Below are 25450 nucleotides of genomic sequence, written 5' to 3'. Positions count from 1 at the left end.
TAAAGCCCCTCGGTAACAACTTCAAATAAGAATTGACAGGGTTAATTTTCTTAACTATAATTAGGCTTGTTGTTGTCATGATAGCTCAACTGGATAGAGCATCCGCCTTCTAAGCGGAGGGTTGTGGGTTCAAGTCCCACTCGTGACATAATTGGTCACATAAGAACTTTTTTAAAAAACAGGAATCCCGTTAAATCAACGTTTAGCGAGTTTCCTGTTTTTTAGTTTGCACTAGATTACACCGTATTATTAAAAAAATGTGCACAAAATGTGTCCATAAAGCGTCTGTTTTTTCGTGACCATAATTATATCAGATGATTATAATTGACTCTTTCACTCATTATCTAAGTAATAGTTTTATATGGGCGTTTTTAGTTTTAATAACCCTCACAGTTCTTGTTTCAATAGTAAAGGAGTCTTCAAACAAATGAGCATATTCCAAAAGTATTTAGACTTACATCACCCACTACCAAGTTAGCAAAACTAGTGGTGTAAGTCAGTCAACACTGCAACGCACTAGCTTATCAAAAAGTGGAACTAATAGTATATCCGGCCGTATTATAAAGGCCATCGCCCTGACACTAGGAGAAAAATTTGGACAAATTTTAGATAAAATGATCGAGTTGGAAAACAGAAAATAGTTTGCTCTAGGGCTATAAGTCCTATGTACTTGCCAGCGTCTCAAGGCGCTGGCTTTTGTGTATCAAAGCCAAGTTGCTGTTGCCACCACTTTAAGCCGCGTTGATATTGCTTATCTTGATCCTTAATCGGCATAATAATCGAATATCCTTTTAAAATCACTTAGTTTATTCACCATTGCTGACGTCCCCTTTCGATTTTGACTGTTTGGCTCTGACACCGACATTCTAAATCTGATGAGGGCGTTTTTGCTATCCGCCATATAGCGAATGCTTTTTATGAAATTAGGCGAGGAAACACATCCTTAAAAGAACGTATTTCCTCGCCAAATTTCAAAAAAGCATAACCAGCTCCAAGCCAGTTACACTTCCCTTTTAATAATTATCTTTTTGTCGTTGCTCGTTCACCTGGTTCTTAGCAATGAACGCTGCTTGAATCTCCGCCTGCGAATAACTAAAATCCACGAGTCCCAGTTTCAAGAACACGTGCCAAGCGTGTTGGTAACTGGCTTGACGATGGGTAAAGTAAGCATCATATAATAGCTGTTTAATGGCCAAATACTGTTTATTCAAGTCCGTACTTGGCTTGGCACTAAGCTCATCTAAGTCAGTCGCCGTCATAGGAATGAGGTGCGTCCACTGTTGGATCGCAGCCACTAGGAAAAAGAAATCCATCGCATCGACGTATTCATTTAACAACGTTTCACGCGCAGTCTTCCCAGCATCCGCCTTACCTTTGTGAATCTTCCAAACTTTGAACCATTCCGACGTATTCGCCATTTCGGCCAATTCAACATCTAAGGCGACCATCGCATTTTGTAATCGTTCAGCTGGCCGCCAATGAATGGCTTGTTTCGCCGTAATATCCCGGTCTAAACGAATCGATTGTTGTAATAAAGTGGTTAAATCTAACATACATCCTCCTGAAAGTTACGCAAATACCACGGGGTCCGCTTTAATTTCAAGTGAGGCAATATTATCTAAATACCAATCACGCATGAAGTCAAAGTGTAATAAGACATCAAACCATGACACCCGTTGATCTGGATCACGTACCGTCAGAACCCATTTGGCTTGCTGAGCAGTGCCAGTATCGAAGAGATCCACGACTAGCTTCCCAGGTAGTTCAATCTGAGCGCCGCGGCCATTTGGCGAGTTACGTAACATATAATCATGTTGGGCGGCCGTGACGAATAACTTATCGACCACTTCGCCAGCTAAATCAGTCTCACGGAGTTCATACTTAGCCGCATTATCCACGTCTAAGATATTGAAGTCTACGTTAAAACCAAAGTCATCTTGCAAGAAATGACCGAAGTTAATTAACGTGGCTAAAACCGTGTTAATCTGGTCAACACCGGTCCCCTTTAACAGTAACTTGTTAATGAACAGATTCGTAAAAGCCGTACTGTTAAACCGCAGTAACCGGCGTTCTAAATGAATGTAAAATAAATTTTCACCCGTCGTCTGTTCATGATAATAAGCGCCACCATTTTCGCCCGCAACGACTTGATACAAGAAAGTATAATCGTCTGATAACGCTGAAAAAACGTGATACAACGATTCACTATGGGTCCGAGTGTTCAAAATTGCTTGCTCATCTTCATGCATGCTCAACAAACGACTCATAAAAATAAGATAGTAATCAGCATTCTTGTATTGATGCGGGAACGTTACATACGCTGAATCCAACTTAAAATCAGCGAGCTTTTGCGCTGCCGTCAATAACACTTCACCATCAGTGGCATCAATCAACTGGTCCATCAATGCGGTGAACTGTTGCCCATTAGCAAGACCACTCTTCAGACCCTCGTTAAACATCGCCAGCTTGCCATGGGTGCTTAAAGTTGCGGAATCAATCTGCTTATCTTCATTCGCCATCAGCATCAACCTGCGCCTTTCCAATCAGCGTGGTGAGGTAGTCGACATAGAGGCTACGGTTACGCTCATTAAAGTTTTCAAAACTCTTAAATGCGGTTTCAATGGCTTGCTTTTCGTAAGCCAAAATCGTGTCTTCTTTCGACAACGTTAAGATTTTAGCTTCATTGTCTTTCATCGTTGCGTGGGCGTTGTTCGCCTGTTCGTCTTCATCTGCCAGCTTCGACAATTGATCAATAATTTGTTGGCGTTCTTCCTTAATTCGACCAGAATCAAACAAGGAATTACGTTGCCCATTTTCTTTTAATTGTTGCCGTAAAGCGTCTTTTTGATCATCACGATCACTTTGCGCCGTAATTAACTTTTGCAACTCATCATTAGCCGCTGAGACCTTCTGAATATTATCCGTATTGAAGCGTTTATGCGCTGCGGCCAATTCAAACGTTTTTTGTAATTTATCAAATTCAGCCTGACTGAATTCAAAAGCGACTTTTAAAACGTTTAATTTACCGAACTTACGCCGGTCCCACCAGTTCCCAAAGTAAATTTGAAATTCGCCCGGTTGGGTTTCTTCATAGTAAAAGAACGGATAAACCTGCGCTAAATAATCAATTAACTTTGTGCTAAGGTAATGGCTAATTGACGGATGAACATCCGTAATCAAACCAACTTGCACATTTCGGGCAGGATTTTGATCCTCATTTAATAAGGCTTGATGATAGTGATCACCATCGATCAATTCATAGATCAACCGGTCATCGCCAGCCATAATTGCTTGACGCAGCGTTGCTAAATAGTCTAATTTTTCCTGTAAACTATCGGTTAGCTCGCGCGTAGGTTGATCTTGTTTTTCGAGATCAGGCTGATTTTGTTTTTCCATGATAATCTCCTTGCAATTATTGTTAATTGGCAAATTGCTGAATTATGCTACTGTTGTTTATGTTACCGAATATTAACCAATTAATAAAGGTTTGTGCCATCAATTTTCCAATTTTATAACAAAAAAGTGCTTAGAACGACCAATTTTGCGTTCTAAGCATTTCTTTTACTAAAAAATAAGGTTCTGAAAGCTCAATTGACATACTATTGGTTTGCCACCGTGGCACCCAAATTCCACGTAATCGTGGCATGATAGTGACCCACCAACCCATTTTCCGGTGCCGTTAACATCAAGCCGGCCGTATCCGACCACCCGCTTGATAACTCAACTGGGTCATGTGATGTGGTCGTGTGAGTCACAATCGGTGTGGCGGCCTGGCCAATAATCGTATTCTGGTCACCCGTGCGATAACGCAACGTGGCACCAAGGTACTTTGGCTTCGTAGCATCTGAATCATCCACAAAACCACCTGAACCTAGTTGCGCTGTGAGGGTCCAAGCCGAAGCCAGCCGCCGATTGTCTTGCACGGTTAGTGGTTGGTCAGGCGTCGCCCCATAAGTGGCATGACTGGCTAACTTGTGAGTGCCGAAATCAATAACAGTCGGTACAGATCCAAAGGCTAGGCTACCTGCCTGATAAATGTAAGTCACTATGCTTGGATCAGCATTTGTTCGATTTACACGTGGATACGTACCAGTCGCATTGGTTGGCGTCTCCGTTAATTCGTAGCCATCAATATCTAATGCTTTTGTCGTGTAGCTATCGCCAACTAGTCCAGTTTGAGTTGTTTCGGGCGCCAGCACATTCTTTGCAGTATCAAGATATTTTGTCGTAATCGTGCCTGATTTTCGTTCCCAGTTATATTGACCGGCCATAGTTGCACCATCATAAGTTGTCATTAACTCATCAGCTGTATAAGTTTGTCCATCGGTCCCAAACTGCCACTTGCCTGTATAACTGTAACTATCATATGTTCCTATTTTGATTGGGTTAAGTGCCATTTGTGTATCACCATGAAAACTAAACTTAGATCCTAATGTTAAGTGTTTTAAATCACTTGCGCCAGAGAACATATTAAAGCGACTAGTTGCCGCACTTGTGTCCCAATTCGTCAAATCTAAGGTCTGCAAGCCACACTGATAGAACGTCCGTCTAAAATCAGTTCCAGCTGAAGTATCCCATTTTCCCACATCCAATGTATCCAAGGTACCACCATCAAGTACCTGTGGGTTACCTTGTCCCAGTTGATAAAAAGTACTATAAAAGTCCGTCACCCTAGACGTATCCCATTTCGAGACATCCAGACTAGTTAAATGTGTACATAAAGAAAAGGTCTCTGACAAAGTAGTTGCTTTGCTAACATCCCAATTAGCCACGTCTAGATTTGATAAATATATACAACCATAAAAAGTGCGGGTAAAATTCGTGACATTACCAGTCTGCCAGCCTGTTATATTAAATTTCTGTAAATTAGTGCAGCCTGCAAAAGTATAAGCCATCTGTGTTACTTTACTGGTATCAAAGCCACTTAAATCCAACGTTAGTAACCAATCACAGTTCCAAAACATCATATTAATGTTTGTCACACTACTGGTCTGCCAACCTGAGAAATCTAAAGTTCTTAAAACTGCGTCGCCAGAAAAAAGCTGGCTCATATTTTTAACCTGTCTAACGTCCCAATTTTGGGTATTAATAGTGGCAACTACTTTACATTGTGAAAACATTGATGCCATCGATTGCACACTGGAAAAGTCATTTTCACCAAAATCAATGCTTTGTAGCTTCTTGTCCCCATAGAACATATATGCTGTACTCGTAACGCCAGCCATTTTCAACTTATCTAGACCCTCAATATTGGTTAAATTAGCTAAATTGGCAAACAAATAAGTATAGGAAGTCAGCGTATCAACGGTAATATCCCCCTCAATACTGATGCTATCAACCGCTGTCAGGGGCCATGGCGACACGCTACTAGTCCCGGTAACTGCCAAGCTCCCACCGCTCAAATGCAACACCCCGGCACTATCAAGCCGCCAACTCACAGTCCCATTCGAACCGCTGGCAATATCGTCAGTCGCTGCGGCTTCTCGGGCTAACGACTTTGGCATGCGACTACTGCTGACAGCGGTCGCTTTTGAACTGCTCGCCGTTGACGCACTGGTTGCCTGACTACTCTGATCACTAGCCGAAGTACGGTCGGCGGTTGTAGTCGCCGTATCCGTCGACGCACTCGGTGGAATCGGCGCCTCATTATCGACAGCCGAAGACGTGGCGGTGACCAACCGTGAAATTGAATTATCCTTGGCTGGTTGCGACGTATCAGCGGTCGTAACCGCTTGCACCTCAATCAATGGCACGACAGCCGTTGCAACTGGCGCTACCAGCCCCAACATGACCCCTATGATTAGGCTACCCCATTTATATGATTTTTTTCTCATGGCTACTCCCATCATCCTTAACTGGCGACCCCCGCCATTTTTGTGCTAATAACTCATTCCCGTTAGCTTATTTTCAGCCAGCCAATTCAGTCACGGTTAACCGCGTTTACTGTCGACCTTTCACACTATTATTATCTATCGTACCATAGGTTACTGTAATGGACACAGCAATTTTTCAAATTTTAGGGTCATCATCCCCTTAGCCTATCATAATCTGGATAGAGCCCTAATAATCGGGGACTTTAGCGACTATTTTAGGGTCTATTTTAGGGCCTATTTTACAGGTTCAAACACCACAAAAAAATTATCCAATCGTTAGTTACAACAACTGGATAATTAAATTTAGTTATTTGCGACGGTATCGCCTAAATCCCACGTTATTTCGGCCTGATAAGTACCAATCAGACTACTATCTTGCGCCGTTAAGAGTAACCCAGTCGTCGTTGACCAGTCACTTGACACGCTAACAGGATTATTCGAGGTGCTCATCTGGGTCACAATCGGCGTTGCCACATTGCCAATCACCGTTGCGGTGCCCAGCGCATCTCGATAAGTTAGGGTCGCCGCCAATGAGTCACCGGTCGCTGTATTAACAAAACCGCTGGCACCTAGTTGCGCTGACAACGTCCAGCTAGCATTGGGACTTCGATTATCCTTCACTACCAACTCCTGATCTAAGTTAGCGCCATAGGTCGCCGACTGTCCCGTCAAAGTATGGCGCCCAAAGCTCACCATACTAGGTACTGAACTGAATATCAGGTTACCCGTATACACATAAGTCACGGTAATCGGGTCAGCCGTGTAAACACCAGTCGCATTAGCTGGGGTCGTTGTTAACGTATAACCAGCCAATACTTTAGGCGCAAACGTGTAGTCAGAACCAACCATACCAGTATAAGTTACCGCTGGCGACACAGTCTCACCGACTGTATCCACATACTTCACAGTAACCGTTGATTTTGTCGGCACTTTGACCCAATTATATTGCCCGGCCATCGTACTGCCATCATAGGTCGTCATTAAGTCGTCTGTCGCAATGGCCGGCCCATCATCCCCCAACTGCCAATCGCCAGTATATCCATTAGTAATCGCACCGCTAGTCAGCGCCATCGACGTATCACCATGAAACGTGAATTTTTCCCCCAGTGTGAGATGTTGTAAGTTTTGAGAATTGCCAAACATAGTCTTATAACTAGTTGCCGCTGAAGTATCCCAACTAGCCAAATTCAAGGTGGTTAACTTAGTCATTCCGTAAAAGGTACTACCAAAATTCGTAACGTTAGCCGTCGTCAGCTGACTTAAATCAAGCGTTTCTAATCCGGTACCGTTAAAAAGCCCAAACATACTGGTCACCTTGCTCGTATCCCACCCCGTCCCGCTAAAGTCCAAGGCTGTAAGACTACTTGCATTCTGAAACGTCTGCGAAAAAGTAACTAATTGCGGTGTTTGCCACTGTCTAATATCTAAGGAAGTGAGGCTCTTACAGTTAGTGAAAGTATAGCTAAGTGTTGTCACCTTGCTCACATCCCAATTACCCACCGGAAGTGTCGTCAAGTTGCTACAACCATTAAAAGCAGATGCCAAAGTGGTTACATTACCCATTTTCCACTTACTCACATTTAGCGTCGTTAAATGTGAGCAGTTGCTAAAGGTGCTATTTAGGGAGGTCAACTTGCTTGTGTCCCAGTTACCGACTGCTAACGTCGTCAAGCTGGTACAATTAGCAAAAGTATTAGTCAAGGCGGTCACGTTACCAGTCTGCCAGTCACTAACATCGATGGCGGTTAAGGCTTTACACCCTGAAAAGGTCCCACTAAGCGTTGTGACATTACTGATATCCCAACCGCGCGTATTGACCGTGGTCAAAGCTGCACAATTATAGAAAACATTTGCTAAGTTGGTCACCTTGTTGAAGGTCCACGCCGTCCCAACAGCCGTTAGTTTAGTACAACCTTGAAACATTGATAGCATGGTCGTCACACTCGAAAAATCATTATCACCAAAATCAACGCTTGTCAGACTGGTATCGTTATAAAACATATAACTCACATTGGTCACGCCAGCCAGACTCAACTGCTTTAATCCCGTAATCGTGGTTACATTAGGTAGCCCGGAGAATAGACGCGCATAGGTCGCACCCGTTCCCGCTGTGATGGCACCCTCAATGCTAATGCTGGTAATCTGAGCCGCATAGCTGTTCCACAGCGAAACACTGCTTGGCAATGTGCCAAAACTCCCAGCACTTAAATGCAAGACCCCATCATCACCAATTGTCCAATTAACCGTACCACTAATTCCAGTTGCCACCGCATCATCAGTGGTCGCCGTGGTTTTCGTTACTGCAGTCTCAGTCGCTGCCCGACTAGCTTCACCGCTAGTCGTTGCACTGGTCACGGCGGCACTACTCGTGGTCTCACTTGCTGATGCAGCCGTGTTAGGAACCGCGGACGAACTAGCAGTGACACTACTTGCGCCACTGTCAGTCACCGGTGCACTACTTGAAACTGCCGAATCGCTCACCGCTGAAGCCGTGGTCGCCACCAAGCGCGCGACCGCATCATCTGAATCAACTGGTGGCAGTGAATTGGCGGTCGTCACGGTCTGCGCTTCAGTCACAGCAGCCCCTACCGTTGTTAGCGGTGTCACAGCCCCGACCGTTAAGCTAAGCAACAAACAGCCCCATTTGCTTTGTAATTTACTCATCACGAATCCCTTCATTCTGTAATTGGTGGCACGCACCAACTTTTTTGTCATGCGTTGAATAATCAATCGATTAGCTAGAACTAATCATTAATGGCGTTTACTGTCGACCCGCCGTATCATCATCACCTATCGTATCATAGGTTGACCTAATCGACATGTAAACGCACCAAAATAATACTAATTAATTATTAACAAACATAAAAAAAGTTATTCAAGAATTAAAAACTCTCGAATAACTTTCATGTCACTTAATCATTTATTTTTTATAAGGCTTAGTACAATTCCATATATTGTTCACGTTCCCATTCACTAACTTGTTGGCGATATGATGCCCATTCCAACCGTTTAGCTTCTAAGAAGCTCTGATAGATATGTGGTCCTAAGGCTTTCTTCATCGTTGGATCAGTTTGGAATTCTTTTAGAGCATTGTGTAATGTCGAAGGTAAATCCGCAATGCCAGCAGCCCGACGTTCGTCCTCATCCATCACATAAATGTTACGGTCAACACTCTTTGGTGGTTCGATGTTGTTTTTAATCCCATCAAGGCCGGCTTCCAAAACCGCCGCAAATGCCAAGTATGGATTAGCAGACGCATCAACACTTCGTAGTTCCAAGCGCGTGGATAATCCGCGTGAACTTGGGACCCGAATCATTGGTGACCGGTTAGAACCAGACCAAGCGACATAAACAGGTGCTTCATAACCTGGCACTAGCCGCTTATATGAGTTAACGGTTGGGTTAGTGACTGCCGTGTAACTCCGGGCATGCTTCATCAAGCCACCTAAGAAATGATAGGCGTCCGTTGACAATTGCAGTTCGTCTTTTTCACTTGCATCGTAAAAGGCATTGCCTTGGTCATGGAACAAGGACATGTTAACGTGCATCCCAGAGCCGTTAACCCCATTCAATGGTTTTGGCATAAAGGTGGCCCATAAATTATACTTACGTGCAATCGTTTTGACGACTAACTTAAAGGTTTGAATATGATCTGCGGCAGTTAAAGCATCCGCATATTTAAAGTCAATTTCATGTTGACCAGGTGCAACTTCATGATGACTAGCTTCAACATTGAAGCCTAAGCGTTCTAATTCCAACGCAATATCACGGCGACAGTTTTCACCTAAGTCCATTGGCGCTAAATCAAAATAGCTCCCTTTATCGTTCAATTCAGTGGTTGGTTCACCCTTGTCATTCATCTTAAATAAGAAGAACTCTGGCTCAGTCCCAATATTAAAAGCTGTAAAACCAGCGTCACGCATATCACTTAGGACCCGAATTAAGTTGTTCCGTGGATCGCCTTCAAATGGTTCGCGATCAGCATTATAAACTTCGCAAATAATCCGTGCAATCTTGCCATGTTCAGTATTCCAAGGCATAATCAACCAAGTTGATAAGTCTGGATATAAGTACATGTCACTTTCTTCAATTCGTACGAAACCGTCGATTGAAGAACCGTCAAACATTAACTTGTTGTCTAATAATTTATCTAATTGTGACACTGGAACTTCCACATTTTTGATCGTCCCAAATAAATCAGTGAACATTAAACGTAAGAAATTAACATTTTCTTCATCGACGATTTTGCGAATGTCGTCCTTTGTATACTGCTGTTTTGCCATGTGAATCGCTCCTTAAATTGATTGACTAATGGGTGCAGATGGATTAATGAGTGGGATATTCTGGCCCATCTTTGGTTTTTAAACCGCCAATAGTCAGAAACTCGTCATGTAAGATCCGGCGAACATCGTTGTCAGTCAGTGGGCGCGCTAAGTCCGCTTCTTTTTGCTGGGCTTTTTGCTTTTGCATGGTATAGATGGCTTTAATCCCCGCCATGTTAATGCCATCAGCTAAATAATCCTTAATCTCTAATAATCGATCCACATCATTCAAAGAGAACATGCGGCGATTACCCGCATTACGTTCCGGGCGAATCAAGTCTTGTTCTTCATAATAACGAATCTGACGCGCTGACAAGTTAGCTAACTTCATAACCGTACCAATTGGTAAGACTGCTAACGAACGACGTAATTCCTTTTCTTTCATAACGACCCTCCTTCTTAATACAGACTTAATAGTAGCAATGTCGGCACGGAATGTCAATCATTCATGTTAGAAAACATTACATGCTTTAATTGGGTATACCAATTATATTTTAGTGGCGCCAATTAGTGACTAAGTCATCAATTTCACGCCGTTGTTCTGGGTGTTCCAGTAAGTTATACCAGTTGACCGTCATTTTATTGCGAAACCAAGTTAGCTGGCGCTTCGCATACCGGCGCGAGTCCCGTTTGATTAAGTCAACCGCGGTAGTCAGCGCCGTGTCCCCTGCAAAATACGGGAATAATTCATGATAACCGATTCCCTTACCGGCTGGCAACTCCCGACCGCCCCGTTCGTAAAGCCAGCGCGCTTCATCAATGAGCCCCGTTGCAACCATCTGATCCACCCGTTGATTAATCCGCTGGTACAGTTCTGCCCGGTCTGCTGTTAAACACACGGTTAATGCTGATAAATCCGCCGGCCGCTGATCAGCCTGCTCTGAGAATCGCCGGCCACTCACATGTTGATACTCTAAAGCTCGGACCACGCGGACCACATTTTGTGGCTCAATCTTGGCAGCCGCTTGCGGATCAACACCTTGCAAGACTGACCAGACGGCTTGGGGGCCTTTAAGTGCCGCTAAGTCTAACCAAGTCTGCCGATACGTTAAGTCCGGGGCCACCTCGGCCGTGCCAAACTGAAAGCCGGCTAATAATGATTGTAAGTAAAACCCGGTTCCCCCAACAATGATCGGCAGCTTCCCCCGCGCTTGAATCTGATTAATCAGTAGCGTTGCTCGCGACACAAATTCAGCGACTGTAAAGGAATCCTGTACTGATTTTATATCAATCAAATGATGGGGAATGGCTTGCCGTTCGGCTGGTAAGACTTTGGCCGTACCAATGTCTAAATGCCGATAAACTTGCATCGAATCGCCAGAGATAACTTCACCATCAAATTGATGAGCCAATTCTAATGATAACGCGGTTTTTCCAACTGCAGTTGGTCCCGCAATTAAGAGTACTTGCTTCGTTGTCACAATTTATCCTCCTTGCATTGTCCGGCGCAACTGATGAGCTAGGCCAGGATAATCCGTAATTAGGCCGGCAAACCGGTGCCGGAAACAAAACTTCATATCACGGGCAGTATTGACCGTCCACGGCCGTAGTTGCACCTTAGGCAACATTAGCCAATGCCGCCGCACCCAGCGAATATCTGGATGATAACCAAGAATCACTCGTTCTGCATGTAACCGTTTGGCGGTTTGAAATTTACTTTTAAATAAACTATCAAACTCAGCGGTCGGTTGTAACGCATGTAGCCGTTCGATTGATTTACCATAAAAACTGGAATAGACCAACTTAAATGGAACGTCATGATGATTAAAATAATCGGCCACCAACGCTTCAATCCCATCATAATGAATTTTATTGGTTTTTAATTCTAGATTAAAGATACCGGTAAAATTCTGTGCCACTAATAACTGCACGACTTCATCTAGTGTGGGAACCCGTGTGCCAGCATAGTCTGGTGCAAACCAAGCGCCAGCATCTAACTTTTTTAATTGAGCCAAGGTTAAATCAGCGATCCGCCCAGTCCCGTTAGTTGTCCGGTCGACCCGTTCGTCGTGCATAATGATCAAATGCCCATCTTTAGATAAATGGACATCGGTTTCAAGACCATCCGCCCCATCTGCCAACGCCGCTTGAAAAGCCACTAATGTATTTTCTGGTCGGGTGCCCTTGCTCCCCCGATGCGCAATAATCTGCGTTAACATCTAAATCACCTCAACTTCATCCAAGATATTTTTTAAGCCTTTCGTATTGATATCTAGCCTCAAAACAATCATAATGAACTTAATAACTTACTAGGAGGGTCAATTCTATGAAATCATTTACACGCGGCTTTTTATTCGGCGTCGTTGCCACGGCAGGTGCCGTTATCGGCTCTGTACTATCATTTAAAAAGCAGGTCGTCGATCCCATCGAAGATCAAGAAAATAAGTTTGAAGAAAGTCGGAAAAAGGCTTTACGTAAAAGCCGTTCCGCTCATAATGGTTAATTAAAAAATGGTGGCTTGAACAAAAAGTAAATTTTTGTTCTGGCCGCCATTTTTTAATACTTCGCTTTTTTAGTTTTTCCTTCCCAACGGGCATAACCTGGCTTCAAAATAAACAATTCTTTGAAACCATTTTTGGATAAGGTTGCCACGGCACGGGTACTCAATGTATGGGTCTGATCATAGACATAGACTGGCATATCTTGACGTAATTCGCCCATCCGAGATTTCAACATATTATATGGAATGTTCCGGGCGCCAAGAATATGGCCGGCATCAAATTCCTTCTTTTCACGCAAATCAACGACTTGCGCTTTCCGCATGCCGGCATTAAATTCGTCAGCTTCCAACATCGTCGAGACTTGGCGGCGTCGAATATAACTATAAAAAACATAAATAAAATACGCTGCGATAAGAATAATTAAGACAATATTAATTGAATTCCAAACGCTGATTGCACCTAAAACCACACTATCCCTCCTAATTTCTACTTCTTTATTTTACACAAAACCGCTTACTTTTACTAGACCTAAACCCATTAAAAGCTAATTATGCCCTAAAAAAGAGGCCCCATCGCTGGTCAGCCTCTCAAAAATCGTTAAATTAGATAAATCGTTGGGCTAATGAAGCGGCCCCAATCACACCCGCATCGTTACCTAATACCGCTAGCTTCAAAGCAGTGGTATTACGTACCGTTGGGAAGGTATTTTCTTTAAAGTAATGTTCAACTTGGCGCAATAGGAAGTCGCCAGCAGCTGAAACGCCACCACCAATAATAATGGCGGCTGGGTTCATCGTGTTACCAACATTCGCTAAGGCTAAGCCTAAGTAGAATGAGACGCGATCAACGACGCTCTTGGCTAAAATGTCGCCTTCTTTAGCTAAATCAAAGGTAATCTTAGAACTGATTTCTTCACCGTTGTCTAAAAGTTGTTTTAACTTAGAAACACCAGAGAATTCTTCAGCCATATCACGTGCCACATGGACAACGCCAGTAGCAGAGGCGTATTGTTCCAAACAACCGCGCTTACCACAAGTACACATGTACCCATCTGGCTTAACCGTAACGTGACCAATCTCACCAGCAGCCCCAGCGGCACCATGTAACAAGTGACCGCCAGCGACGATCCCGCCACCAACACCAGTCCCTAAGGTAACGAAAACCACATTGTCATTGTTTTCGCCAGCACCCTTCCAGCGTTCGCCTAAGGCAGCGACATTAGCGTCGTTGTCTAAGGTGAACTTGATACCGGTACCTTCTTCAATCTGTTGCTTAACTGGTTGTAAAACTTTCCAGTTCAAATTGTAGGCGCCAATAACGGTCCCAGCTTCTAAATCAACGGTCCCAGGAGTTCCCATCCCGATTCCGACGAATTGTGAGCGGTCCATCTTATATAAATTGATGTGGTGATTGATTGATTCAATGATGTTCGGTACGATATGCGTCCCTTCATCAAGAATTGTCGTTTCAATACTCCACTTTTGTTGGATGTCGCCATTTTCAGTTAAAATAGCGAACTTAGTTGTCGTCCCACCAAGGTCGACACCAATTAATTTGCGGTCCATGTGACTAAATCCCTCCATTAATCATGTTTCTGCGCTGTTGGCGCTTGTTCTGCTTCAAGCCGGTGCTCATGATTCAATACAATCTTCACCCGGGCATACATTTTGGCATTAATAACCCCAGCTTGATACAAATGATCAATTTCGATGGCCATTAATTCAATATCCCAAATACGTTTGCCCACATAAACGTAAACACCAAACTTTTTCAGTAGCTGTTGTACATCGTAAAGTGTTTTCATGTGCGTAACCTCGATTAATTATACCGTTTATTTAAAATTTGTAAAACCCAATTTTATCATGGCAGCCCACGCAACGATTAGCGTGAGGCCAGCTAAAATCCGCTTTAAGTTTGGTATTTTACCCATCTTAGGCACCCCAATGACATAAGCAATCAAGAAACCGCCGATTAAGCCCCCAACGTGACCCCAAATATCAATCCCCGTCGAGAATAAATCAAACACCAGATTCATCACCGTAAATAGTAAGAATTGCCCCGTTAATTGTCGAATCATCGGATTTTCCCAGAATGATTCGCCTACCATTAAGAACGCACCTAGTAAAGCAAAAATTGCCGTACTTGCGCCCACTGACTGGTTCGCAGATAAGCCAAAGCTCATCACATTCCCACTGATACCACCTAATAAATAAATCGCTAGTAAGCGCCATCGACCAAACAACGCTTCAATCTGCATACCCATGAAATAAATGACCACCCCATTTAACACAATGTGGGTTAAGCCCATATGTAAGAAGATTGGCGTTACAAACCGCCACCACTGACCAGCAATGATGGCTTGATTATTCTTGGCTCCCATTAAATATAAAATAGCGGCATTCGTACTGCCACCCAGCAACCATTCAATTAAAAAGACCCCGACCGTAACCCCTAAAATGATTTGCGTCATCGCAGGTTGGGTCCGCCACCATCGTTTAATGTCCGTCACTATCACCATCCTCTGCTACTAATAATTGATCCAATAAGATATCAGTCGGCTCAATCGGCCAGCCAGCTTGATCAAATGCCATCTCGCGAAAAGCCAAGGTTAACTTGACCCCTGGATAATCAGCCAGATAACGATCATAATAGCCGCCACCAAAGCCAATCCGCGCACCATCCGCCTGACTATAGCCTAATCCGGGGACCAAAATCAAATCTAACGTGGCCTTATCAACCGTCAACCCAGTAATCGGTTCTAAAATACCGAACTTAGTCCGTTCTAATTGGGTGGTTGCCGTATACGGCTTAAAGGCAAGTTGCCGCTTGGGTCGCGTCTGAGGTACAAAAACAAGTTTATGTGCCCGCCAGGCCGCTTCAATAATTGGCCGGGTATCCACCTCAATGGCACTACTAATTGTCACAGCAATTCGGGTGGCTTGTTGCCAAGCAGGACTAGCAAATAATTGCCGCTGTAGTGCTTGATTTTGGGCCAGTCGATCAGCTGCATTCATTGTGCCTAGGCGCGTTAGTTGTTGTTGTCGAAATTGCTTTTTATCGATCGTAACCAGCTCCTAATTTTTTGCTTAAATAACAAAAAATCTCATTCATCAACATAAGTGACTGGAAACCCAATCACTCATTTGCCAACAAATGAGAAACCCATTGTCTAATGACAATGCAACAGAAAAACAACAGGTAACCCCGTTGTTATTTTGTTTCACGATGTAAAGTTACTTTATGTTCCCGTGGACAGTACTTCTTAAATTCAACCCGATCCGGATTGTTCCGACGGTTCTTTGAAGATAAGTAGTTACGTTCATGGCAATCAGTACATTCTAGTGTAATGTGTACCCGCATGTTGTTGACCCTCCAAACTCATTCGCAAATTACAGGGCCGGAACCCTTAACTTGAATTACTATACCATTAATGGCAAAAAAATACCAGTATCAATTAAGATACTGGCACCTAAAAATCAAGATTTTAGTTATTTTGCATAGTACTTCCAGTAAGCCTTGTAAATCTGGGTCGCAGTCGTGGTATTAACCGCGCTACTTGTTGCTGTAATCCCAGGGAAGACAATAGCCATGACCACTTTTGGATTCTTATATGGCGCATAAGTCGCCAAACTCAACGTTTCCGTCGAAGTCGTCCCATGGAAAGTTTCGGCAGTCCCAGACTTAGCAGCCACTTGTGGTGATAAGTCTTCTAGAGCACTCCCAGTCTTATAGGTACTGGTCCCATGAACCACCAAATAGTAACCCTTTTGAACGACATCAAAATATGATGATGGGACATCAACTGTGTTCAAGACCCGGGTGCCAACATTCGTCTTAACCCGACCTTGGGTCCCATCAGACTTCGTCCCAGTAATGGCAGAAACCACATGTGGGGCAATCCGTTGCCCACCATTAGCCATGGTTGCCATGTATTGGGCAACTTGGATAGTCGTGTATGAATCGTAGTTACCAAAGGACAAGTCAAGCGATTTACCAATACTACTCTCGCTAGAATCCCCTTGATACCCGGTCGCTTCACCTGGTAAATCAATCCCAGTCTTGACCCCTAACCCAAATTCGTTAAAGTAGCTCCGAAGTTTGGAGAAAATCGACGTCGACATGGTCAAGGCTTTACCTGAAGCATACGTATAGTTGCCTTCCTTCATGGCTAACTGCATCATGTACGAGTTAGAAGACACTTCCATTGCTTCAGACGCATTTAAGGATAAGCTCGTTGCCCCAGTTTTGTTAAACCAAGAACTCTTGGTAGCCGTACCTTGCAGCTTGATTGGCGTATCGGTTAATGTGCTGCTGGTTGGCGTAATGACGCCTGATTGTAAGGCCCCCATCACAGTTGCACCCTTAACAACCGACCCCATAACAAAGGATTGGTTAATCGTGCCAAGTGCATTTTCAGTAACTTTACCGGTCGATAGATTACGACTAGCCCCAGCTAAGGCGTAAACCGCCCCAGTCTTAGGATTCATGACGACGGCATAAGCGCCTGGCAAATACGGATTAGCTGCCCCGGCACTCTTAGTCTGCGCCATCATAATCTTTTGAACATCTTTTTGGAAGGCTGAGTTAATCGTCAAAACAACGTTGTCACCCTTTTGCCCACCGTACTTCTTAATTTCTTTTTTGATGACGCCATCTTGTGTCTTCACTTCAGTTTGCGACTTGGTACCACGGAGCACACTCTCGTATTGCTTTTCCAATTGGCTTTGACCAACCGAATCATCCCGCGAGTAACCCTCAGCCAATAACGTCTTGATGTTATCACTAGGTAGCCCTTGCTTTTCAGTGGTAACGGTTCCCAGTACACTGGTCATACTAGTTCCATTGGGATAACTCCGAGTCCAGCTAGTCCCAACTTTTACCCCAGGCATTTGCGATTGGTGTTCGCCAATCTCAGCCAGCTCTTTGCTGGTAACGCCAGTCGACTTGATGTTAACCGTTGACAAGGAATACGCCGCACTCATTTTGGCATAAATAGCGGCGGCATTTTCTTGCTCGGTTGTAAAATTATCAATGAGGTGTTTTTCAGTATAAGCGACTTCTTTATCATATAAGGTATCTGCCGATAAAGCGGACGCTCCTGAAATATGCTTGGCAACTGCTTTTAAATTTGCGCTGCTACCCAAATAGTAATCAGCTTTATTGCGGTCCGTCAAACTCGACGTCGAAATAGTTAAATAGTCGCTTAAGCTCGTTGCAACTTGGTACATTTTGGTCGATGCGACACTCAAGCCCTTGGTATATTGAATGGCTTGATGTGATTTATTACCGACCAAAACCCGCCCCGTTGAATCATAGACTGATCCCCGTTGGACACTTGCCGTCGCCGTCGTATTATTCGCTGAGTTAACTTCAGTCGCAAACTTACCACCATAATCAACTTGTAAGTAAGCCAACTGACCAATTAACGCCGCAAATAGTAAAAAGACGATAAAAAACAAAAAATTCAATCGGAATGGAATATGCGACTTATTAGGATCACGGTTCGCAGTAATTTTCTTAAACAGTTTCAATTCTCAGGCTCCCGTTCTTAATTTGGTAAAATTGGCTCGTCATTCATCAGCCGTTACTAGCACTTTTAGATAATTGCATTACTCATACTATTGTAGCCTATGCCTATTTTTCAATCAATAGTGTACTATAAATCTGACAGTTTAGCCTTCCGATTGCAACTACTTTATCACCATCTTTAACAATTCCCAAAATCAGCACGCTTTTGCGGGCCGATTAACCAAAGTTGGTCCCGCTAATTAACCGCTGATCATAATAAAGATTTAACGCGTACCGTGTAAAGAATATGATATTCTATATAGTAGACATAAGAATTTCAACTAATCAAGCAAGCTAATCCGGTTAACTTTTACGTTAGTTGAAGATTTAAATAAAGATTGAGGTGGCATTTTGAGAATCCGTCGTATTTTTGACAAACGAACTTGGCCGCTCTGGCTGAGTTTCTGGCTGCCATTAATATTAATGACTGGCTATTTTATTTATCGACACATGGCGCCATTTGGGTCCAGCAGTTTATTGACTGTTGATTTAGGGCAACAATATGTTGACCTATTCGCCTACTTCCGCCATACGCTGTTGCACGATCCAAGTGCTTTTTTCTATTCCTTTTCTAAAACGATTGGTGGCGAAATGGTAGGCGTTTGGGCTTATTACTTAATGAGTCCCTTTAATTTAATCTACCTATTCTTCCCTGGTCAATCGCTGACCACTGGGATTTTCATCGTCACGGTCTTGAAATACGGCTGTGCCGGTTTAGCCTTCGCGTGGCTATTAACTAAAACGCAGACGCAAAAAGGTTGGCTCGTCCCAACTTTCAGTACCGCTTATGCGATGATGGGCTGGATGGTTGCTAACCAACTCAACATGATTTGGCTGGATACCGTCGCCATCTTGCCGCTAGTTATCTTAGGCCTTGAACGCCTCTTTAAGACTGGGAAAGTACGCTGGTTCGCTGGTTGGCTAGCAGTCATGTTAATTGATAACTATTATATGGGTTACATGGTCGTGTTGTTTGCCTGTCTCTACTGGTTGTATGGCGCCACGAAATATTGGCAAAACTTTAAAACCCTCGGTATTCAAGCATTAAAATTCGCTTGGGGGGGCTTATTGGCAGCTGCATTATCAGCTTGGTTACTCTTACCTACCCTGTGGGCCTTAGTTCAAAGTAAGGCGCAATATAATGAAACCACCGTACATTGGAAATTTGAATATGCACCTTGGAAAATGCTCGCTAAATTCATTACCGGCAGTTTTAATTTTAACCAAATGCCATCCGGTCAGCCTAACTTCTACATCGCCTGGCTGGCGATTCTGGCATTTATCTTATTTTTCCTACGCCGGCAGGCCAAATGGCAAGTTAAGCTCGTCGTCTTATTAGTAACGGCCTTCTTACTGCTCTCATTTTGTTACGAACCTTTAGACTTACTCTGGCACGCCGACCAATTTCCCGTTTGGTATCCTTACCGCTTCTCCTTTGTCTTTAGCTTTTGGATCGTATGGCTTGGCGCACAAGCGTTAACCAAAGAAATGACCATCAAATTATGGCAAGCGCTAGTGATGTTAGGACTACTAATTGGCCTTTTCACAACGGTTTATTTGAATATGAAACATGTGACGTACGTGACGCAAGCTAACCTTGTCATTACTATCGGGCTAGCTGCGATTACCTTAATCTTATTGATTGTACCTAAACACCATTTAGGCTTATATCAAGCGATTGCGCTCTTGTTAGTCGCAACTGATATGATGATTAATGCCTCAGCTTCCTTAGGCAACCTATCCTATGTGTCGCAAGCCGAATTTGGTAACTACACGACTGCCTTGGATCGCACCGTTAATAAAATCAAAGCCAGCGACAGTCACTTTTATCGCATTGGTAAGACGTTTACACGGACCAAGGATGACCCAATGCAGGCTGCTTATAACGGGGCCGACCATTTCAGTTCGACCTTTGAAAGCATCATTCCGAACTTCTTCGGTTCAATCGGTCAACCAGATGGTGATGGGGTCGTCACTTATTCGAACGGGACACTGATTACGGACTCCCTATTAGACATGTCTTACTTCATGGATAAGACCGTGCCGACTACCCAAACGGATAATGACAACTACAATAGTTATATCCCAGTTACGAGCACGAAGCCGGATTTACAAAATTATCATAAAAAATCAAGTTTAAGTAACCGTGAAGCAACGACTTACCAGAATCCGTATGCCCTAGGCTTAGGCTTTGCCGCTTCGGATAAGATTGTTAATCTGAAAGTTGCTAAAACTACTGGTGATCCGATTGCCCGGCAAGAATTGATTTATCAAACTTTAGCCAACCGCTCCACCACCGGCTTAATTTCAGCGGAAAATTTTGACCAAGTCATTTTCCAGAATGTGAAAAAAGTCGTCACGCTTACCGGGTCAGTGGTTAATAAGCAAAATCTGGCTAAAACTGGGTCGATTTACTTCAAATTCACGCCGCAAACCAATGATTCATACTATTTGACGCTTGGACAAAACTTAACAACGTCTAATGCCAGTTACTATATCAATGGTAAAGAGCTCAAGCAGTACCCTACTTACCGCCATACCATTGCGGTAAACATTGCGGCTAATAGTAAGGGTAAAACCATTACCTTTGGGATTCAGATGAAAAAGACGTCCTTGTGGTTGCAAAACTTCACACTGTATAAGTTAAATAACAGTGCGTTCAAGCAGTCCGCTAAAAAGTTACAACAGTCGCCTTGGAAGTTAACCAAGCACTCCAGTCGCAAATTGACTGGCACTATCAACATTAAGCAAAAGCACCAAGTTTTAATGACAACCATTCCTTACTCGGCTGGCTGGCATGCTAAAGTCGATGGTCAGACGGTTACAACTAAGAAAGTCATCAACACCTTTGTCGCCGTCCCACTAAGTAAGGGTCACCATACGGTCACGCTAACGTATCGGCCACCTTACCTCGCTACCGGCGCGCTCGTCACTGGTGTCGCTGCCGTTGGGACCGTTGCTTGGTTTACCATCAAGCGCCGGCGCCACTAATAACCTAAAAATGGATTCGAGACCAGCGTCTCGAATCCATTTTTTTAGTCTTGATTTGGGTGATAATCGTATTTGGGACCATCATTTTCAGCGTCAAAATCAACCGTCAAATCATAGCCTTTAAAGAACCAGTCGTCACGGTCATTAACGTAATAATTCACGCCATCCTTTTCAACTAGTGCAATCGGGCGATGGGGCTCATCATCGCGCGCCAGTCCAATCGAAAAACCATGATGGACGGCAGTTTTACCATACGTTTTACCGTAAAAACGGACACCGTTGCCAGCTACTACGCCCATTTCAGTTTGGAACCAATGACTGGCTGCATCCGTAACTGTTATTTTCATATCGGTTCACCTCATTAATTGTAATCGTTTACAGTATTGTCTCCTTTTTACCGTTAAAACGCAACATTGCAACTTGGTGAGCAAAGTATGCCAAAAAAAGGCGCCCAAAAAATGGACGCCACCAACTATTTTGGTGGTAATAACTTACCATGATAGCCTTCCACATGTTCTTCGTAATGGTCCGCTTTGTATTTAATTAAATCGTACGTTTTTTGCATCCGGGCCAAGCGTTGGTGAATGCCAACTAATTGCTCGTTAAGTAACGCCTGACGTGCTGATCGAGTTGCCTCGCCTCGCCGAAATAAGTCAATATATTCAATCAAATAGTCAATGCTGACGCCGGCCTCTCGCATGCACTGTGCAAATTCAATCCAACCTAAATCTTCTTGGTCATAGTTACGATAGCCCGCCTGATCGCGGTGAACAGCGGGGATTGCACCGACCCGTTCCCAATAGCGCAACGTGTCAGCAGAAATCTGGTATTTTTCAACAACAGCTTTAATTTTCATGCTTTTAGTCTACCACGGTTGCGTCGTCGGACCAATCGTAAATTCACTAACGTTCGTGTCTTCAGGCTGATCAATCGCAAATGCGACCACGTTAGCAACCCGCGCTGGTGAAATACCGTATGCCGCATAAATCTCCGCTGCCCCTTTGGCAGTTGCTTGGTCGGTAATCGTATCCAAAAGCTCTGTATTGATTGCGGCTGGATAAATCGTCGCCGTTCGAATATTCGTCTTTTCTTGGGCTGATTCCATCCGCAACACTTCCATCAAGTCGCGGACGGCCCATTTAGTCGCGCCATAAACTGCCCCACCAGGATAAGCTTTCAAGCCAGCAACCGATGACGTCGCAATGATATGACCGGACTTTTGCGTTTTAAATACTGGTAACACTGCCTCTAACCCATTTAAAACACCATTAATGTTCACATCAACCATTTGGTGCCATTGAGCCGTCTTTAAGTCCGAAAGTGGGGAATTAGGCATTAAGCCAGCATTTAAAAACATGACATCGACTTGGCCAAATTTCGTCTGTGCCAATTCAACTAGAGCTTGATTATCAGCCACCTTAGTCACATCAGTCACTCGATAAACCGCTTCGCCACCAGCGGCAATAATTTCTTGAACCATGGCTTGCAGCTTACTTTCACGTCGTGCACCTAATACAAGTTTGGCACCTTTACTGGCTAATAACTTAGCGGTCGCCGCACCAATCCCCGCTGAAGCGCCGGTAATAATCACGACTTTACCTTTAATACTCATGTTAAAAACTCCCTTACTTATTTAATAGCCCTAGTGTAAACCTTTGAGTCGACTCCAAGGCAAGTGAAAATAGGCCTTTTTACAAAATAAAAAAAACCAATTCAATAATGAATTGGTCGTCTAATATCACGCCCGTAACTTAGGCGTTTTCTACCTTAATAATCTTAACGTTCATCTTACCAGCGGGAATTTCGATGGTCACTTCTTCATCCACGTGATGACCAATTAAGCCCTTAGCAATTGGCGAATCGTTGGAAATCTTACCTAAAACCGGATCAGCTTCAGCCGCACCAACAATCGTGTAGCTTTCAGCTTCTTCATCAGGTAATTCTTTAAAAGTCACAATCTTACCAACTGAAACTTCAGAAACATCAATCTTTTCACTGTCAATGATTTCAGCGTATTGAAGCATATGTTCAACCGTCTTAATCCGGTTCTCTAATAAACTTTGTTCATTTTTTGCTGATTCATATTCAGAGTTTTCTGATAAATCACCATAACTCCGTGCAATTTTAATCCGGTTAATAATTTCTGGGCGTTGGTTAAGCTTGAGGTCTTCAAGTTCATGTTCGAGCTTAACTTGACCCTCTTCCGTCATTGGATATCTTTTTTCTTCAGCCAATGTTTCCACTCCTCTAGTTCTTCAAATAGTTAACAAAGAACAGCCTACCATGCCGGATTTTAATAGTAAAGGCTCAAATCCGAAAAATAGGCTGTCTTTTAATTTTGTTTATAAAATCGAACGAACTTTCGTGGTCAAAAGATCAATGGCGACTTTATTTTCGCCACCTTCAGGCACGATTAAGTCCGCATATCGTTTCGTCGGTTCGACGAATTGATGATACATTGGCTTGACCGTCGCTAAATATTGGTCAATGACCCAATCTAGTGTCCGACCACGTTCTTTAATATCGCGTTGAATCCGCCGAATAATCCGTAAATCATCATCCGTATCCACGAAAACTTTAATATCCATTAAATCACGCAACCGCTGATCATCTAGAATTAAAACCCCTTCGACAATAATCACATCACGTGGTTCTTGATGAATAGTTTCGGTACTACGGGTAGATTGTTCATAGTCATAAACGGGCTTTTCAATCGGTTCATAGCGCAAAAGTTGTTTGATTTGGGCAATCATTAGATCCGTATCAAAGGCCAGTGGGTGGTCGTAGTTAACTTGCCGGCGTTCAGCCATGGTCATCTCACTTTGATCATTATAGTAAGAGTCTTGTTGTAAAATCAACAATGATTGACCTGACAACTGATTATAAATAGCCTGGCTAACCGTGGTCTTACCACTACCGGACCCACCAGTAACGCCAATCACAACTGGGCGACGATGTTTTTTTTCAGTCATATTTTATCTCAGCCTCATTTTTAATCTTCGGCAGCTGCGTTATGCTTAGCAACTTTCTTGATGTTGGCAGCATGTCCAGCGTCGTCCTTAGCATAATAAACTTTCCCGGTCTTGAGATCCGCCACAAAGTACATATAATCTTTACTACGTTGGGCTGGATCAAGGACGGCTTTAATTGAAATCAAGCTAGGACTATTGAATGGTCCCGGGCCATAACCTAAGTGTAAGCGTAAGTTATAGGGCGACTTCGATTGGAGGTCCTTCGCTGTTAAAGAGGCTTTCGTCGAATTAATCGCATATAGCACTGAAATATCAGAATCTAAGCGCCACTTAGCCGCAATCCGATTCATGAAGACGCCAGCAATAATCCGACGATCCTTCGTGGTACTCCCCTCACGTTCAGTTAAGGAGGCTAAAGTCATCACCTGTTGTACCGTCATTCCGGACTTCTTGATTTGCTTATAATAAGGTTGCATTTCGGCATCCGTCTTAGTCACCATTTGGGTCACTAATTGCTTCAACGTCGTCTTCTTATCGGCTTGATAAGTCGCTGGGAATAAGTAACCTTCTAAGCGATAACGCACGTTTTTAGCTTTCATTGCTGAACCTAATAAATCAGGATACTTCTTTGCTAACGAATTCAAGAAAGTTTGATCTTTCATCAAAGCATAGAATTCCTTCGACGTAAAATCAGTTTGTTTTTGAATGGTTTGCGCAATCGTCTTAATCTGACTACCTTCAATCACTAAAACCCGTCCGGTTGAACTTTGAATAGGCTCAGAAGTGCCACCCTTATTTAATTTCTTCGCAATCTGCTCCAATGACATCGCTGGCTTTAATTGATAATAGCCCGCATGAAAATTAGACAAGTTATGCGCCTTCGTCCAATATTCAAAGACAAAACCACTCTTAATCACTTTTTTGGATTGCAAAATATTCGCGATCTTTTTTCCATTGGCCCCATATGGAATCTTAACTTGGACCACTTGGGTGTCACTCTTATTATAGGGCTGTGTAGCATTATCAAAATAGCGATAACCCATTATCCCAATAATAACCAACAAAGCCACTAGAATCCCAATGACCCCCCAGATGACATGTTTAGAAAACGACTTGCGTTCCTTCTGATTCACCTCAGGTTGATTATCGGTACTGTGATCTGGTTGATTCTGCTTATCTTGGTCGTTATTCAAAATTCGCCCCTCCATCTATTGATTAATCCTATCAATTATACAAAACTGAGGCTCATTTTGCACTAGTTCTATCAGACTTTTAGGCTTTTT

General features: G+C 43.4%; 24 protein-coding genes and 1 tRNA gene. 3 read left to right on the top strand and 22 right to left on the bottom strand.

Annotated features, from left to right (window positions below; translation table 11 throughout):
• The first annotated feature begins 74 nt into the window (after positions 1 to 74).
• A tRNA-Arg gene (locus tag C5Z26_RS01720) sits at positions 75 to 148 on the top strand.
• Positions 149 to 1013: 865 nt separating this feature from the next.
• Here the strand turns inward: C5Z26_RS01720 and C5Z26_RS01715 are convergent.
• The 9 genes from C5Z26_RS01715 to C5Z26_RS01675 all read right to left on the bottom strand — a co-directional run bounded on the left by C5Z26_RS01715 (position 1014) and on the right by C5Z26_RS01675 (position 12354).
• Positions 1014 to 1553 carry a dUTP diphosphatase gene (locus C5Z26_RS01715; RefSeq protein ID WP_105448306.1) on the bottom strand — a complete coding sequence of 180 codons (540 nt, stop codon included), beginning with the start codon at positions 1551 to 1553 and terminating at the stop codon, positions 1014 to 1016.
• A gap of 15 nt (positions 1554 to 1568) precedes the next feature.
• Positions 1569 to 2519 carry a hypothetical protein gene (locus C5Z26_RS01710; protein ID WP_234005708.1) on the bottom strand — a complete coding sequence of 317 codons (951 nt, stop codon included), beginning with the start codon at positions 2517 to 2519 and terminating at the stop codon, positions 1569 to 1571.
• Complete coding sequence (locus C5Z26_RS01705) at positions 2509 to 3396, bottom strand: exonuclease SbcC (protein ID WP_105448305.1); 888 nt, start codon at positions 3394 to 3396, stop codon at positions 2509 to 2511. Before C5Z26_RS01705 ends, C5Z26_RS01710 begins: the two co-directional genes overlap by 11 nt.
• Before the next feature lie 203 nt (positions 3397 to 3599).
• A complete protein-coding gene (locus C5Z26_RS12755; RefSeq protein ID WP_158682782.1) occupies positions 3600 to 5834 on the bottom strand; it encodes a BspA family leucine-rich repeat surface protein in 2235 nt (744 codons plus the stop codon).
• Between the two features lie 342 nt (positions 5835 to 6176).
• On the bottom strand, positions 6177 to 8537 hold the full coding sequence (locus C5Z26_RS01695) for a BspA family leucine-rich repeat surface protein (protein WP_158682780.1): 2361 nt from the start codon (positions 8535 to 8537) through the stop codon (positions 6177 to 6179).
• Positions 8538 to 8809: 272 nt separating this feature from the next.
• Entirely contained in the window at positions 8810 to 10156 is a 1347-nt protein-coding gene (gene glnA, locus C5Z26_RS01690) for a type I glutamate--ammonia ligase (protein ID WP_105448302.1), read from the bottom strand.
• Positions 10157 to 10199: 43 nt separating this feature from the next.
• Positions 10200 to 10580, bottom strand: a complete 381-nt coding sequence (locus C5Z26_RS01685) for a MerR family transcriptional regulator (RefSeq protein ID WP_105448301.1) — start codon at positions 10578 to 10580, stop codon at positions 10200 to 10202.
• Positions 10581 to 10689: 109 nt separating this feature from the next.
• Positions 10690 to 11616 carry a tRNA (adenosine(37)-N6)-dimethylallyltransferase MiaA gene (gene miaA, locus C5Z26_RS01680; RefSeq protein WP_234005707.1) on the bottom strand — a complete coding sequence of 309 codons (927 nt, stop codon included), beginning with the start codon at positions 11614 to 11616 and terminating at the stop codon, positions 10690 to 10692.
• Positions 11617 to 11619: 3 nt separating this feature from the next.
• The gene (locus C5Z26_RS01675) at positions 11620 to 12354 is read right to left on the bottom strand and encodes a glycerophosphodiester phosphodiesterase (RefSeq protein WP_105448299.1); all 735 of its coding nucleotides are present in this window, start codon (positions 12352 to 12354) and stop codon (positions 11620 to 11622) included.
• Between the two features lie 107 nt (positions 12355 to 12461).
• Here C5Z26_RS01675 and C5Z26_RS01670 point away from each other — a divergent pair, with 107 nt between their 5' ends.
• The gene (locus tag C5Z26_RS01670) at positions 12462 to 12638 is read left to right on the top strand and encodes a DUF3042 family protein (protein ID WP_024625559.1); all 177 of its coding nucleotides are present in this window, start codon (positions 12462 to 12464) and stop codon (positions 12636 to 12638) included.
• Between the two features lie 53 nt (positions 12639 to 12691).
• On the opposite strand, the gene C5Z26_RS01665 is transcribed toward C5Z26_RS01670, so the two are convergent.
• The 7 genes from C5Z26_RS01665 to C5Z26_RS01635 form a co-directional block, all read right to left on the bottom strand.
• Positions 12692 to 13105 carry a rhodanese-like domain-containing protein gene (locus C5Z26_RS01665; protein WP_105448298.1) on the bottom strand — a complete coding sequence of 138 codons (414 nt, stop codon included), beginning with the start codon at positions 13103 to 13105 and terminating at the stop codon, positions 12692 to 12694.
• 133 nt (positions 13106 to 13238) lie between these two features.
• Positions 13239 to 14201, bottom strand: coding sequence for an ROK family glucokinase (locus C5Z26_RS01660; RefSeq protein WP_105448297.1), 963 nt, complete (start codon positions 14199 to 14201; stop codon positions 13239 to 13241).
• Between the two features lie 17 nt (positions 14202 to 14218).
• Positions 14219 to 14440: a YqgQ family protein gene (locus C5Z26_RS01655; protein WP_105448296.1), complete on the bottom strand. Its 222-nt coding sequence runs from the start codon at positions 14438 to 14440 to the stop codon at positions 14219 to 14221.
• Positions 14441 to 14467: 27 nt separating this feature from the next.
• A complete protein-coding gene (locus C5Z26_RS01650) occupies positions 14468 to 15106 on the bottom strand; it encodes a rhomboid family intramembrane serine protease (protein WP_234005739.1) in 639 nt (212 codons plus the stop codon).
• Positions 15107 to 15131: 25 nt separating this feature from the next.
• Entirely contained in the window at positions 15132 to 15698 is a 567-nt protein-coding gene (locus C5Z26_RS01645; protein ID WP_105448294.1) for a 5-formyltetrahydrofolate cyclo-ligase, read from the bottom strand.
• A 148-nt stretch (positions 15699 to 15846) separates the two neighbouring features.
• On the bottom strand, positions 15847 to 15996 hold the full coding sequence (gene rpmG / locus C5Z26_RS01640; RefSeq protein WP_105448293.1) for a 50S ribosomal protein L33: 150 nt from the start codon (positions 15994 to 15996) through the stop codon (positions 15847 to 15849).
• Between the two features lie 128 nt (positions 15997 to 16124).
• Complete coding sequence (locus tag C5Z26_RS01635) at positions 16125 to 18167, bottom strand: peptidoglycan D,D-transpeptidase FtsI family protein (protein ID WP_105448292.1); 2043 nt, start codon at positions 18165 to 18167, stop codon at positions 16125 to 16127.
• Positions 18168 to 18555: 388 nt separating this feature from the next.
• Between C5Z26_RS01635 and C5Z26_RS01630 the strand changes: the two genes are divergently transcribed.
• Positions 18556 to 21195 carry a YfhO family protein gene (locus C5Z26_RS01630; protein ID WP_105448291.1) on the top strand — a complete coding sequence of 880 codons (2640 nt, stop codon included), beginning with the start codon at positions 18556 to 18558 and terminating at the stop codon, positions 21193 to 21195.
• A 44-nt stretch (positions 21196 to 21239) separates the two neighbouring features.
• Here the strand turns inward: C5Z26_RS01630 and C5Z26_RS01625 are convergent, their stop codons facing one another.
• The 6 genes from C5Z26_RS01625 to mltG all read right to left on the bottom strand — a co-directional run bounded on the left by C5Z26_RS01625 (position 21240) and on the right by mltG (position 25375).
• Entirely contained in the window at positions 21240 to 21542 is a 303-nt protein-coding gene (locus C5Z26_RS01625) for a HesB/YadR/YfhF family protein (protein WP_105448290.1), read from the bottom strand.
• Between the two features lie 125 nt (positions 21543 to 21667).
• A complete protein-coding gene (locus C5Z26_RS01620) occupies positions 21668 to 22051 on the bottom strand; it encodes a MerR family transcriptional regulator (RefSeq protein ID WP_105448289.1) in 384 nt (127 codons plus the stop codon).
• Between the two features lie 9 nt (positions 22052 to 22060).
• The gene (locus C5Z26_RS01615) at positions 22061 to 22807 is read right to left on the bottom strand and encodes an SDR family oxidoreductase (protein ID WP_105448288.1); all 747 of its coding nucleotides are present in this window, start codon (positions 22805 to 22807) and stop codon (positions 22061 to 22063) included.
• A 139-nt stretch (positions 22808 to 22946) separates the two neighbouring features.
• Positions 22947 to 23429: a transcription elongation factor GreA gene (gene greA, locus C5Z26_RS01610; protein ID WP_105448287.1), complete on the bottom strand. Its 483-nt coding sequence runs from the start codon at positions 23427 to 23429 to the stop codon at positions 22947 to 22949.
• Between the two features lie 108 nt (positions 23430 to 23537).
• The gene (gene udk, locus C5Z26_RS01605) at positions 23538 to 24167 is read right to left on the bottom strand and encodes a uridine kinase (protein WP_105448286.1); all 630 of its coding nucleotides are present in this window, start codon (positions 24165 to 24167) and stop codon (positions 23538 to 23540) included.
• Between the two features lie 20 nt (positions 24168 to 24187).
• Positions 24188 to 25375 carry an endolytic transglycosylase MltG gene (gene mltG, locus C5Z26_RS01600; RefSeq protein WP_105448285.1) on the bottom strand — a complete coding sequence of 396 codons (1188 nt, stop codon included), beginning with the start codon at positions 25373 to 25375 and terminating at the stop codon, positions 24188 to 24190.
• Between the last annotated feature and the right edge of the window lie 75 nt (positions 25376 to 25450).

This window comes from Lactobacillus sp. CBA3606, from assembly GCF_002970935.1.
GTDB lineage: Bacteria > Bacillota > Bacilli > Lactobacillales > Lactobacillaceae > Lactiplantibacillus.
The sequence above is the reverse complement of the archived record's forward strand: the minus strand, read 5'-3'. Positions and strand labels throughout refer to the sequence as shown.